Annotated in this window: 13 protein-coding genes and 1 other RNA gene; 6 read left to right on the forward strand and 8 right to left on the reverse strand. The window is 71.1% G+C overall.

The features are described from left to right. Positions 1-234: 234 nt before the first annotated feature. The 7 genes from ML01_RS25775 to ML01_RS29435 all read right to left on the reverse strand — a co-directional run bounded on the left by ML01_RS25775 (position 235) and on the right by ML01_RS29435 (position 7,176). On the reverse strand, positions 235-519 hold the full coding sequence (locus tag ML01_RS25775; protein WP_058558245.1) for a hypothetical protein: 285 nt from the start codon (positions 517-519) through the stop codon (positions 235-237). A 32-nt stretch (positions 520-551) separates the two neighbouring features. Continuing rightward, entirely contained in the window at positions 552-1,187 is a 636-nt protein-coding gene (locus tag ML01_RS25780; protein WP_058558246.1) for a DUF3299 domain-containing protein, read from the reverse strand. Between the two features lie 147 nt (positions 1,188-1,334). Further along, positions 1,335-2,594: an ABC transporter permease gene (locus ML01_RS25785; protein ID WP_058558247.1), complete on the reverse strand. Its 1,260-nt coding sequence runs from the start codon at positions 2,592-2,594 to the stop codon at positions 1,335-1,337. 68 nt (positions 2,595-2,662) lie between these two features. Further along, positions 2,663-3,892 (reverse strand): UbiH/UbiF/VisC/COQ6 family ubiquinone biosynthesis hydroxylase, encoded by a 1,230-nt coding sequence (locus tag ML01_RS25790; protein WP_058558248.1) that lies wholly within the window; start codon positions 3,890-3,892, stop codon positions 2,663-2,665. Between the two features lie 75 nt (positions 3,893-3,967). Next, entirely contained in the window at positions 3,968-5,212 is a 1,245-nt protein-coding gene (gene ubiH, locus ML01_RS25795; RefSeq protein WP_058558249.1) for a 2-octaprenyl-6-methoxyphenyl hydroxylase, read from the reverse strand. 2 nt (positions 5,213-5,214) lie between these two features. After that, positions 5,215-6,582 carry a Xaa-Pro aminopeptidase gene (pepP, locus tag ML01_RS25800; RefSeq protein ID WP_058558250.1) on the reverse strand — a complete coding sequence of 456 codons (1,368 nt, stop codon included), beginning with the start codon at positions 6,580-6,582 and terminating at the stop codon, positions 5,215-5,217. 12 nt (positions 6,583-6,594) lie between these two features. Beyond that, a complete protein-coding gene (locus tag ML01_RS29435; protein WP_058558251.1) occupies positions 6,595-7,176 on the reverse strand; it encodes a UPF0149 family protein in 582 nt (193 codons plus the stop codon). Positions 7,177-7,341: 165 nt separating this feature from the next. On the opposite strand from ML01_RS29435, the gene ML01_RS25810 reads away from it, so the two are divergent. From ML01_RS25810 to ML01_RS25825, 5 genes are all read left to right on the forward strand, one after another. Next, positions 7,342-7,551, forward strand: a complete 210-nt coding sequence (locus ML01_RS25810) for a TIGR02449 family protein (protein WP_058558252.1) — start codon at positions 7,342-7,344, stop codon at positions 7,549-7,551. Then, positions 7,548-7,874: a cell division protein ZapA gene (locus tag ML01_RS25815; protein WP_058558253.1), complete on the forward strand. Its 327-nt coding sequence runs from the start codon at positions 7,548-7,550 to the stop codon at positions 7,872-7,874. Before ML01_RS25810 ends, ML01_RS25815 begins: the two co-directional genes overlap by 4 nt. A gap of 14 nt (positions 7,875-7,888) precedes the next feature. After that, positions 7,889-8,074: non-coding RNA, 6S RNA (gene ssrS / locus ML01_RS28110), on the forward strand. Positions 8,075-8,167: 93 nt separating this feature from the next. Next, the gene (locus ML01_RS25820) at positions 8,168-8,797 is read left to right on the forward strand and encodes a 5-formyltetrahydrofolate cyclo-ligase (RefSeq protein WP_058558254.1); all 630 of its coding nucleotides are present in this window, start codon (positions 8,168-8,170) and stop codon (positions 8,795-8,797) included. Between the two features lie 28 nt (positions 8,798-8,825). Continuing rightward, on the forward strand, positions 8,826-9,071 hold the full coding sequence (locus ML01_RS25825) for a hypothetical protein (protein ID WP_216819279.1): 246 nt from the start codon (positions 8,826-8,828) through the stop codon (positions 9,069-9,071). Between the two features lie 192 nt (positions 9,072-9,263). Here ML01_RS25825 and ilvA read toward each other — a convergent pair whose 3' ends face one another. Next, positions 9,264-10,793: a threonine ammonia-lyase, biosynthetic gene (gene ilvA / locus ML01_RS25830; RefSeq protein ID WP_058558256.1), complete on the reverse strand. Its 1,530-nt coding sequence runs from the start codon at positions 10,791-10,793 to the stop codon at positions 9,264-9,266. A gap of 268 nt (positions 10,794-11,061) precedes the next feature. Here ilvA and rpiA point away from each other — a divergent pair, with 268 nt between their 5' ends. Next, complete coding sequence (rpiA, locus tag ML01_RS25835; protein ID WP_058558257.1) at positions 11,062-11,721, forward strand: ribose-5-phosphate isomerase RpiA; 660 nt, start codon at positions 11,062-11,064, stop codon at positions 11,719-11,721. Positions 11,722-12,529: the final 808 nt, after the last annotated feature.

The following is a 12,529-nucleotide window of genomic DNA, read 5'->3' on the forward strand; positions in this document are numbered from 1 at the left end:
TCAACACTCCGGTCAACGCCGGGGCCGGGACGGGCCGGAGAGCCGACCTCACTGGTCGGCTCGTCGCGACGACAGTGCTTCCTGCTCTGTCGCCGTGTTGACCTGGAGGTCAACACTCCAGTCAAAACTCCAGTCAATACTCCAGTCAATACTCCGGTCAACACTCCGGTCAATACTCCAGTCAACACTCCAGTCAACACGCCAGCCAACGGCCGTCAGCACCGCGCGCGGCCATCAGGGCAGCGCCGGCTCGGCGCCGCTCGGCCCGTCGAGCCGGCCGCCCGGGCGGCTGAGCTCCGGCCAATCGGGGCTGAACGCGGCGCGGCAATGACAGCGGCCGAGTGGGCCGAAGCGCTGCTGCCGCTCGGCCTCGCAGTCCGCGACGCGCGCGAAGGGGCCGATCAGGCGCGGCGAGGCCTCTTGCTCGTCGGTCGGTGCGTCGGCGGGCGGGTGTAGATGGCAGGTCGTCGCCGCCGCCGCGATGGGCAAGGCGGCGGCGAGCCCGCAGCAGACGAGCAAGGCGGCGCCTGCGCGGCGCGCGGGCAGGCGGCTCAGGTGTCTTCCTCGTACGGGCTCACGTTCACCGCATCGATGCGATAGCCGGCCTCGCCGAGGTCGTTGCTGACGCGCTCAATGTGCATGATGCCCTCGACCCAAACCGTGTCGAACAGCTCGCCGTGGTAGGCGCCGTCCTCGGTGGTGACGACATAGACCGTTTGGTTCGCGGGCGGCGGCGGCACGTGGATGCAGGCGCCGAAGTAGGGCACCAGCAGAAACTCCCTGATCTCCGTCGCGTCCGTGGTCAGCGGCACCACGAAGCCGGGCAGCCGGACCCTTTGCCCGTGCAGCGCCTCCACCACGGGCGCCTCCGCCCACAGGGTTTCGAGCTTCTGCATCAGCTCGTCGGCGCGCGGATCATCGTCGTCCAGGTTGTCGATGTCGTAGTCCTCGAACAGCTTGTCCGGGCGCCAGTCAGCCGGGATCAGATCGTCCCATGCCAGCTCCGGACCCAGCTTGGGGCTGGGCGTCGGCTCCGCGGCCAGCTCCTCTGCGGTCAGCGTGTCGTCGGGTGTTGCTCGGGTGCCCGGCTGGGCGGGCTCGTCGCTGTCGCCGCCGCAGCCCGCGAGCAGTAGCGAGAGCGCCAGCGCGGCCGACAGTGCCGGGAGGGAATGGGGGCTGAGAGCCATGGGGGCAGGTCCGGTGGAGAAATTCGGGAAGTTGCGTGATCGGTATCGGTAGAGAATTTCGATTTCGATCCCGATGTCGATTCGATCTCGTCGGCGGAAGTCGAGAGTGTGGGGGTGGGAGGCCCGGGTCGCGAGCCCCGGCGGCGATCAGACCCGGATCGTGAGTCCGTCCGCCAGCGACATGCGGTAGGCCCGCCAGCCGGGCACGGTGCCGGCCAGCACGCCGGCGGTGAGTACCGTCGCGAGCAGCAGCCATTCCCGCGCCGACGGCGCACCGATGCCGATGTAGAGCCCGAAGCGGTGCTCCAGCAGCGGCTGCCCCGCGTCGAGCAACAGGTACAGCAGCCCAACCCCGCAGGCGAGCCCGAGCAGGGTCAGGAAGGCCGCCTCGCCGATGATGAGTGCCAGCACCTGCGCCGGTCGGGCGCCGACGGAGCGCAGGATGGCCATCTCCCGGCGGCGCTCGTTGAGCCCGATCAGGAGCGCCGTCAGCATGCCGATGAGCCCCACCAGCACGACGCAGGCGGACACCACCAAGAGCGCGTTCTCGGCGACGCCCACCAGCGACCACAACTCCGCCAGCGCGACGCCGGGCAGCACCGCCATGAGCGGCTCTTCGGGATAGTCGTTGACCCAGCGCTGCACGCCGAAGGTCGCGATGCGCGAGTCGAGCCCGACCAGCGCTGCGGTGATGGCGTCCGGCGTCAGGTCCATCTGCCGGACCCGGTCGGCGCTAATGGTCAAGCCGGGCATCGGCGCGCCGCCGCGCCAGCCGACGTGGATGGCCTCGATGGCCTCCAGGCCCACATGCACGGTGCGGTCCACCGGCGTGCCGGTGGGCGCGAGGATGCCGCTGACGCGAAAGGGCTTGTCGTCGTGCCGGGCGAAGGCGACATCGCCGGCGCCGTGGGCGATGATGACCGCATCGCCGAGCGCGTAGCCGAGCCGCTCCGCCACCTCGGCGCCGAGCACCGCGTCGTAGAGGTCCGCAAACCAGGTGCCCTCGGCCACCGCGAGCGGGCGGTCGCGGCCGTAGCGGTAGTGCGCGAGATACGCATCCGTGGTGCCCAGCACGCGGTAGCCGCGGTGCGAGTCGCCGAGCGACAGCGGCACGGTCCAGGCCACCTTCGGGTGCGCGGCGAGATCCTGATAGCTCTGCCAGGAGATGTTGTTGGTCGCGTTGCCGATGCGGAACACGGCATACAGCAGGAGCTGCACCTGGCCGCTGCGCGCGCCGACGATGAGGTCCGTGCCGGCGATGGTCGCGGCGAAGGATGCCCGCGTCTCGGTGCGCAGCCGCTCCACGCCCAGCAACAGCGCCACGCTCAATGCGATGGAGGCGAGCGTCAGCAGCGCCGTGGCGCGGCGGTTCAGCAGGCTCTTCAGCGCCAGGGGCAGGATGGTCACGGCGTGTCGGGCAGGGATGCCGATGCGCGGCGACGGCGCAGGCTGTGCTGAGGGACGCAGCGCATCGATCAGGTCTCCTGGTCGGCGCGGGCGAGGGTTGGCAGGTTGTCGCCGAGGCCGAGGGCCTCGCGCATGAAGGCGCGCTTGAGCGGCCCGACCTGGTCCGCCGCGAACAGGCCCAAGTTGCGGGCGGCCACCAGCGGCGGGATGCGGTTGCCGAAGGCGCGCTTGAAGGCGTCCATGGCCGCGAGCATGAGCAGATTGTCGCCGCGCCGTGCGCGCTCGTAGCGGCGCAGTGTCGCGAGCCCGCCGATGTCGCGCTGCTGCGAGCGGGCGTGCTCCAGCGCATCCACCAGCGCCGCGACGTCGAGAAAGCCCAGGTTCACGCCCTGGCCCGCGAGCGGGTGGATCGCGTGCGCCGCGTCGCCCACCAGCGCGGCGCGCGGGCGCACGTAGCTCTTCGCGTATTGCAGCCGCAGCGGAAAGGCCGCCCGCGGGCCGATGGACAGGATGGGCCCCAGGCGCTGCTCGAAGGCCTGTTCCAGCTCGCCGATGAAGGCGGCGTCGTCGAGCGCGAGCAGCGCCTCGGCGCGCGCCTCGTCGGCGGACCAGACGATGGAGCAGCGCCCGTCCGCGAGCGGCAGGAACGCGAGCGGCCCGGTCGGCAGGAAACGCTGCCAGGCCGTTTCGCGGTGCCAGTGCGCCGGCTCCACGTTGCAGACGATGGCGCGCTGATCGTAGCCCCAGCCGCCGGTGCCGATGCCGAGCACGGTGCGCACCAGCGAGTCCCGGCCGTCGGCGCCCACCACGAGCCGGGCGTCCAGCTCGGTGCCGTCGGCGAGGATGATGCGCGCGCCCGCCTCGGCGATGCTGAGCACATCGACCGACGCCGGGCAGAGCAGCGTCACGTCGTCGGCGGCCTCCAGCAGCTCCCAGAGCGCGAGCCGCGTGATGCGGTTCTCGACGATATGGCCGAGGTTCGGCTCGCCGAGCTCCGCGCTGTCGAAGTGGATGGAGGCACCGCCGACGGCGTCCCAGACGTGCATTTCGCGATAGACGCTGACGCCGAGCTCCGCCATGCGCGGCCAGGCGCCCAGGCGCTCCAGCACCCGCTGGCTCGCCCGGCTCAGCGCCGACACGCGCAGATCCACCTCGCCGGCGGGCCAGGTGCGCTGCGGCGGTGCGCCGTCCAGCACGGCGATGCGCCAGCCCCGGCCGCGGCAGGCGCAGGCCATGGCCGCGCCGACCATGCCGCCGCCGAGGATCACGATATCGAACTGAGAGGGTTCGTTGGGCATCTGCTGAAGTTAAGTGCGAAGTACGAAGTACGAAGTACGAAGTGCGAAGTACGAAGTACGAAGTGCGAGGAGACCTCAGCGCGAAGCGGCCGGCAGGCCGCGCGCCAGCCGCGGCAGCCGCCCGCCCAGGCCCATGAAGCGACGGGCCAGCGCATGCCGGGCGGTCGGGCACAGGTCCAGCGCCAGCATGCCGGCATCGCGCGCCGCGCGCACGGGCGGGAAGGGGTTGACGAAGAGCCGCGCGAGGGTATCCGTGACCAGCGCGACGCTGCGCTGGTCGCCGCGGCGCCGCGCCCGGTAGCCGTCCAGCACCGCGGGGCCGCCGGGGTCGCGGCCGGTGAGATGGGCGTCCACCAGCAGGTCCGCCAGCTCGGCGACGTCGCGCAGCCCCAGGTTGAAGCCCTGCCCGGCCACCGGGTGCAGCGTGTGCGCGGCGTTGCCGATGAGCGCGATCCGGGGCCTGGTGAGCTGCTGTGCCAGCACCAGCCGCAGCGGATATGAGAAGCGTCGGCCGGGCCGGGTCAGCTCCCCGAGCCGCCCGCCGAAGCGCCGTTGCAGCTCGGCGAGGAAGGCCGTGTCGTCGAGGCCGAGGATGGCGGCGGTGTCGCGCTCTCGCGTCGTCCAGACCACGGACCAGCGCCCGCCGGTCATGGGCAGCATGGCGAGCGGGCCGGAGCTGGTGAAGCGCTCGAACGCCACGCCCGGCTCCGGGCGCGTCGGCGTGACGGTCGAGATGATGGCGTCGTAGCCGTAGGCGCGCTCGCGCACGCCGAGCTTCATGCGCCGGCGCACGTCGGAGTCGCCGCCGTCCGCCGCCACCACGAGCCGCGTGCGCAGCAGCCGCGACACGCCGGCGACGGCGACCTCCAGGTTCGCATGGTCGCGCTGGATGCGCAGCCCGCCCAAGCGCGCGGGGCAGAGCACGTCCACGCCGGCGGCGTTGGCCAGGCAGCCCTCGATGGCGGCGCCGATGGCCCGCGCCGGGGCGACGTAGCCGAGCGCCTCCACGCCCTCGTCGGCGGCGTCCAGGTGCGCGAAGCCGAAGTGCCCGCGGTCCGACACGTGCACGCGGCGGATGGGCTCGGCGGCGTCGGCCAGCGCCGGCCAGACGCCGAGCCCCTCGAAGATGCGCCGGCTGCCGAGCGACAGCGCGATGACGCGCTCGTCGTACTGCGCTGGCGGCGGCGCGTCGCGCCGGGCCGGGGCCTGTGGGGTTGCGGCCTCCACCACGGCGACGCGCAGGCCGCTGCCGCCCAGCGCACAGGCGAGGCTGCCGCCGACGAGGCCGCCGCCGATGATGACGAGGTCGTAGTCCTGCATGCTCACGCTTGCTCCTCCGGGGTCTCTGCGGGCCGGCCGGCCGCGGCGCCGGCCATGAGGCGCTCGATGGCGTCGATGTCCTTCGGCACGTCGCGGCTCAGCACCTCGTGGCCGTCTTCGGTGACCAGCACGTCGTCCTCGATGCGGATGCCGATGCCGCGATACTCCGCCGGTACCTCGGCATCCGGCGCGACGTAGAGGCCGGGCTCGACGGTGAGCACCATGCCGGGCTCCAACGTCCGCCACTTGCCGTCCTGCTTATAGCTGCCGACATCGTGCACGTCCATGCCGAGCCAGTGGCCGGTGCGGTGCATGTAGAAGGGCTTGTATTTTTCGTCCTTGATGAGCTGCGGCACGTCGTCGTGGGTGCCCTCGATGAAGCCCAGCTCCACCAGCCCGCGGGTCAGCACCCGGAGCGCCGCCTTGTGCGGGGCATCCCAGCGCTTGCCCGGCTTCACGGCGGCGATGGCGGCCTGCTGCGCCGCGAGCACCAGCTCGTAGAGGCTCTGCTGCGCCGGGCTGAAGCGGCCGTTGACCGGGAAGGTGCGGGTGATGTCGGACGCATAGCCGTGCAGCTCGCAGCCGGCGTCCACCAGCACCAGGTCGCCGTCCCTGAGCGGCGCGTCGTTCTCGACATAGTGCAGCACGCAGGCGTTGGCGCCGCCGCCGACTATGGGCGAGTAGGCCTGCCAGCGGGCGCCCTGCTCGGCGCAGGCGGCGAGGAAGGTCGCCTCCAGCGCCTGCTCGTTCTGCCCCGGGCGGCAGGTCTGCATGAGCTTGCGGTGCGCGGCCGCCGAGATGCGCGCGGCGCGGCGCATGGTGTCGATCTCGGTCTTGCTCTTGATGAGCCGGCGCTCGTGCAGCACGCCATCGGAGCTCACCAGCGCCGAGGGCGCACCGACGCCCTTGCGCGCCTGCGCGCGCACGGCCCGCAGCCAGGCCATGACCTGGAGGTCGAAGTCGGCGTCGATGCCGAGCGGGTAGTGGATCTGTTTGCGGTCGGCGAGCAGCTCCGGGAGCTTCTCGTCGAGATCCGCCAGCGGGTGCGCCACGTCGGCGCCGAAGTGCAGGACGGCGCCCTCGGTGCCGTGGCGGTGGCCGTCCCAGACCTCGCGCTCCGGGTCCCGCGGGCGGCAGAAGAGCACGAATTCGCCGTCCTTGTGCTTCGGCGCGATGACGGCGACGGCGTCCGGCTCCGGAAAGCCGGTGAGCCAGGCGAAGTCGCTGCTCTGGCGGAACGGGTAGTGCACGTCGCGGTTGCGCGTCACCTCGCGCGCGGCGGGCAGGATCAGCACGCCGTCGGCGCCGATGGCCTCGGCCACGGCGCGGCGGCGGCGCTTCAGCGCCTTGGGGGCGTAGGGCTGCTGCATGGGGTCCGGGCCTCAGGCGCGCCGCACGGGCGTGGCCTGCTCGCGGATCAGCAGCGCCGCGACGCGCAGAAACTCGAGCACCTCGGCCAGCGCCGCCTCGTTGTCGCTGTCCTCGTCGATGGCGTCTAGGTCCATGCGGGTGATCTCCATCAGGTCGTCGAGCACCTCGCGCGTCTCCGGGGCGAGCTTGGCCTGGTCCAGATTGGCGATGCCGAGCCCGTACAGTAGGCCCCGGGCCCAGCCGTGCACCGCGGTGGCGCGCTCGGGCAGCGGGCGGTCATCGGCCGGCAGCAGCGGGTGGAAGGCCTGCTCCGCGTCCGCGAGCGCCGCATCAGTGGCCTTGGCGAGCCGGGTCAGCGCGTCCCGGCGCGCGGCGGCGTCGGTGTCGGCCTCGGCGTCGCTCGGCAGGAGCTCCGCGAGCCAGCGCTCCTGCGGCGCGTCGGCGCCGGTGGCGATGAGCCCGCAGTAGATGCCGTGGGCCTCGGCGGCGGAGCACGACAGCGTGCAGGGCGCGAGCAGGCGCTCCAGCTCGTCGTGGTCCGGTGGCGCAGGCGTCTGCGTGGCTGGCGTTGTGTGGGCTGGATCTGGGGGCATGGCTGCGGCGGCGGTGGAGCTTCGGGCTATTATGGCGGCTGTCGGGCATCCGCGGCGAATCGCGTCCCGGGCGGCGACGGCGGCTGTTGTCGAATTGACCCGCTGCCGACCCCCTCTTATAGTGCGTCGCAATTGTCAACGCGGTGTGCGGTGTCGTCAGCGGTCATGCGTAAGTTCGATCTGGATCGGTTAGAGCGTCAGGTGGACGAATTGCTCCGCCAAATCGACCGGCTGCGCGACGAAAACGCCTCGCTCAGGGCGAGCCAGGAGCACCTGGTCGCCGAGCGGGCAGACCTGATCGAAAAGACCGAGCTGGCCCGCAGCAAGGTGGAAGCCATGGTCGCGCGGCTGAAGTCGATGGAGGAGCAACTGTGAGCGAAGAGGCGATTCCCGTCACCGTCCAGATCCTGGACAAGGACTACCGCATCGCCTGCGCGGCGGGCGAGGAGCAGAGCCTGATGGACTGTGCCCGCATGCTCGACAAGCGCATGCGCGAGGTGCGCCAGAACGGTCGGGTCATCGGTGCCGACCGCATCGCCGTGATGGCGGCGCTGAACGTCATTTACGATCTGCAGAAGCGCAGCACTGGCGCCGAGGCGGACACGGAGCGCCTCGCCCGGCTCCAGGCCCGCATCGATTCCGCCATGAGTACCGGCAACGATGGCGCCGGGCTGGACGCTCCCGGCGAATCGGTATAGCCTAGGTTCCAAGACATCCCCTGCGGTATCCGACAGCGGCCCGGGTATTTTCTTGAGCCTAATGCGTACCCCGGGGACGCGCCGCGGAAGCCGGTGTGCATGTCCGCCTCGAGCGGAAAGCCTTGAGCAGCCGTACTGCGTCCCCCCTTGAACCGATTGGTTCAAGAACAATGGGTTGCATCGCTACAGGCGGGGGATGTCCCTTCCACCCCTTGCTCCTGATCGACCTCCCAACCTACCCGATCGTTTGGTTCCCGGCAGGCGCGCGCCGTCTGGCGTTGAGCCGTGCTGCCATGTACACCTCTGACCCCGTACCCGGCACCGCCGACAGCCTACGCCAGCTCCGCCGGCGGCTCCGGGCGTTGCGCCGTGGCCTTGATCCTCGCACCCGGGCGGCACATGCCGCGGCCATGATTCGGCACCTCGATCGCGCGCGCCTGCTGCGTACCGCCGGGCGCATCGCGCTCTACGTCGCCGCCGACGGCGAGCCGGATTTGAGTGGGCTCATGACGGGGCCCGCGGCCCAGCGGCGGCGCTGGTATCTGCCGGTGCTGCGCGGCCACGCGCCGGGGCGGCTCTGGTTCGTCCGCCACCGACCCGGCGAGCCCCTGCGTGCGAACCACTACGGCATCCCCGAGCCCGCCCGCCGGCACCGGCGCATCGCGCCGCTGCACGCGCTGGACGCGATCCTGTTGCCGCTGGTGGGCTTCGACGCCGACTGCAACCGCCTCGGCATGGGCGCCGGCTTTTATGATCGCAGCCTCGCGCCGCTGCGCCGCCGCCGGCACTGGCGCCGACCCCTGCTCATCGGCATCGCCCACGACTGCCAGCGCGTGCACCGGCTCGCGCCCCGGCCCTGGGACGTCCCCCTTGATGCCGTGGTGACGGAAGCGCAGGTCTACCGCCGTTTGCCAACACCCTAGCCCGCTTGGGCGAATTTTTTCTTCGCAGATGCGTCAAGTTTCACGCGGCAAGTTTGGCCTTGGCGATGAGGCTGTCGAAGGCGGCATTCAGGTGTTTGACGGCGCCGACGCGGCGGACTGGGACCGCCGGCTTTCCAGCCGGCTCGGCGCCGACGCGGCGGACTGGGACCGCCGGCTTTCCAGCCGGCTCGGCGCCGACGCGGCGGACTGGGACCGCCGGCTTTCTAGCCGGCTCGGCGCCGACGCGGCTCAATGCCGCGTCGGCGGCGTCTGAGCCGATAAGAGGCCACATGCGCAGCCGGCTGAAAGCCGGCGGTCCCAGTCGGCGGCCGCGCGGCATGCGCAACCGCCCGGCTCCCGCGCCGCAGATCGCGCGCCGGGGGCATCGAGCCCCCGGCACGCGCAGCCGGCTGAAAGCCGGCGGTCCCAGTCGGCGGCGGCGCGGTGTCGAGCCCGCTTGTTGCTGCTAAGTCAGCCCGCCCGCACTCGCAAACAGCCGATAGGCCGGGTTGTCCGACTCGTCCCAGAACCGGTAGCCGAGCTGTGTCAGCAGGTCCGTGAGCTCCGCGCGCTGAGCGTCGGGCACCTGGATGCCCATGAGCACGCGGCCGTAGGCGGCGCCGTGGTTGCGGTAGTGGAACAGGCTGATGTTCCAGCGCTTGCCCAGGCCGGTCAGAAAGTTCAGCAGCGCCCCGGGGCGCTCGGGGAACTCGAAGCGGATCAGGCGCTCGTCCTCGACGCCGGCGGCGTGGCCGCCGACCATGTAGCGGACGTGGAGCTTCGCGGCCTCGTTGTCGCTCATGTCCAGCACGGAAAAGCCCTTGGTTTCCAGCCGCTGCACCAGCTCGGTGCGCTCGTCGGCGCCGCCGGTGAGCTGCACGCCGGCGAAGACGTGGGCATCTTGGTGGTCCGCGTAGCGATAGTTGAACTCGGTGATCTGGCGCTTGCCGAGCGCCTTGCAGAAGCCCAAGAAACTGCCCGGGCGCTCCGGGATGCCGACGGCGAACAGGGCCTCGCGGCGCTCGCCGAGCTCGGCGCGCTCGGCGACGTGGCGCAGCCGATCGAAGTTGACGTTGGCGCCGCTGTGGATCGCCACCAGGCTCAGCCCCTCCGCGCCCTCGCGGGCGACCCAGTGCTTGAGCCCGGCGAGGGCCAGCGCGCCGGCGGGCTCGGCGATGCCGCGGGTGTCGTCGAAGATGTCCTTGATGGCGGCGCAGATGGCGTCGGTGCTGACCAGCACGACATCGTCCACGGTCTGGCGGGCGATGCGGAAGGTCTCCTTGCCGATCTGCCGGACGGCGACGCCGTCCGCGAACAGCCCGACCTCGTCGAGCACGACCCGCCGCCCGGCGGCCATGGCCGCGTGCAGGGTCGGCGCGTCCTCGGGCTCGACGCCGATGATGCGCACCTGCGGGTGCACGTATTTCACATAGGCCGCGACGCCGGCGATGAGCCCGCCGCCGCCGACGGGCACGAAGATGGCGGCCGGCGGCTCCGGGTGCTGGCGCAGGATCTCCATGCCGATGGTGCCCTGGCCGGCGATGACGTCCGGGTCGTCGAAGGGGTGCAGAAAGGTCAGCCCGCGCTCGGCCGTGAGCCCCTGCGCGTAGGCGTTGGCCTCATCGAAGGAGTCGCCGTGCAGCACGGCCTTCGCGCCCCAACCGCGCACCGCGTCCACCTTGATGGCGGGGGTGGTGCGCGGCATGACGATGGTGGCATCGCAACCGAGCCGGGCGGCGCCCATGGACACGCCCTGGGCATGGTTGCCGGCGGAGGCGGCGATGACGCCGCGCCCGCGCACCTCGGCGCTCAGGTGCTTGAGCTTGTTGTAGGCGCCGCGTAGCTTGAACGAGAACACGGGCTGCAGGTCCTCGCGCTTCAGCCACACCTGGTTGCCGAGCCGCTTGGACAGGAGCTTGGCGGGGGTCAGCGGGGTTTCAGTAGCGACATCGTAGACGCGGGCCCGCAGGATGCGCTCGATGTAGGACTGCGGCATGGCGGGCTTACGGCTTTGGATCGGCAACGACGCGGGAGCACCACAGCATACCCCGGATGCGCGCCGCTCGGAAAAGACCGCGGCAGCGAGGCAGGGCCGCAGACCGGCAAGGCGCGGGTGCGCCGCATGCCGAGGGCCGAGGGCCGAGGGCTGAGGATGGCGCTCGACCCTCGGCCCTTCGCCCTCGGCCCGGCCCCTGTCCGCCCTCTGCTATCATCGCCGGCCGTTGCACTAGGCCAACAAGTCAATCAGATCAGGGGGACAGGTCATGGACCAGGATGCGCTGAAGAAGCAGGCCGCCGAGGCCGCGTTGCAGTATGTCGAGGGCGGCGTCATCGGCGTCGGCACCGGCTCGACGGTGAACCATTTCATCGACTTTCTCGCGACCGTCAAGGGCCGCATCGACGGGGCGGTGTCGAGCTCCGAGGCCTCCACGGCGCGGCTCAAGCAGCACGGCATCGCGGTGCTGGACCTGAACGCCGTCGGCGATCTGGCGCTGTACGTGGACGGCGCCGATGAGTCAAACCGCGACCTCTCGCTGATCAAGGGCGGCGGCGGTGCGCTGACCCGCGAGAAGATCGTCGCCGCGGCCAGCGAGCGCTTCGTCTGCATTGCGGATGAGTCGAAGCTGGTGGACGTGCTCGGCGCCTTCCCGCTGCCGGTGGAGGTGATCCCGATGGCGCGGAGCCTGGTGGCGCGCCGGCTCGTGCGGCTCGGCGGCACGCCGGTGTGGCGCGAGGGCTTCGTCACCGACAACGGCAACCTGATCCTGGACGTGCAGGGGCTTAAGATCATGGAGCCGATGGCGCTGGAGCAGCAGATCAACAACCTGCCGGGCGTGGTCACCTGCGGTCTCTTCGCCATGCGCGGGGCCGATGTGCTGATCCTGGGGTCCGAGGCCGGGGCGCGGACGCTGACACGGGGCTAGGCTCGGTTCAGAGCGCCGAGGGCCGAGGGCCAAGCCGGGCTCCCTCGGCCCATCCCGGCGCGCGCATTGGCGCCGTCAAGCCGTCCGGGGCCTCTGCTCTGGGCGCGGACTTTCCAAGACACGACGCCCGTCACAACGGCTTCGAGGCACCTGTCCCATCCTTTGTACCGACGCGGCATGCAGATGTGGGGCGCGCGAAAAGGAGCACCGACGGACGCAACATCAAGCCCGATGAGACGGGTTCACCGTCGGCGAGAAGTCGGACTAAGCTAAGTTCATCATTGGCGGTCGCGGTGCAGCTTCCACCGCGCCAAAGCGCTGAATTACGGTCGGCGGGGCCACACGAGATGCACCCCTGACCATCGGTCCCTAGCTGTGCGTCCTTTGGCGGCCATCACTGGCCGCTTTTTTTTTGCCATGCGCATGAGGAGTGAGGCCAAGCCTCAGACCGACAAGGCGCGCCGTCTTGCGCAGCACGCTCGTTGGCGCATTGAACCGAGGGCCAGGCCGATGAGGGCTCCCTTGGCCCTCGGCCCTTTACCATGAAAGTCGCGCGCGCCGCGCGCCTTAGGCGATTTCTGTCAAAAAACATACCGCCTGGCTTGTCTTTTCGCCCGCCGGCCTCGAACGTCGTGCCGGCCACATCGCCTGCCGCACGCAACCGGTTCGCACAGCGGACACTACTGCGCTGGGATCGCCGGCTTTCCAGCCGGCTCGCCGCCAGCGCGGCTCGATGCCGCGTCGGCGGCGTTCGGGCCGATCAGAGAGCACATGCGCGCTCGTCCGGCCGGCCGCGCGGCATGGGCAA

This window comes from Thiohalocapsa sp. ML1 (assembly GCF_001469165.1).
GTDB lineage: Bacteria > Pseudomonadota > Gammaproteobacteria > Chromatiales > Chromatiaceae > Thiohalocapsa.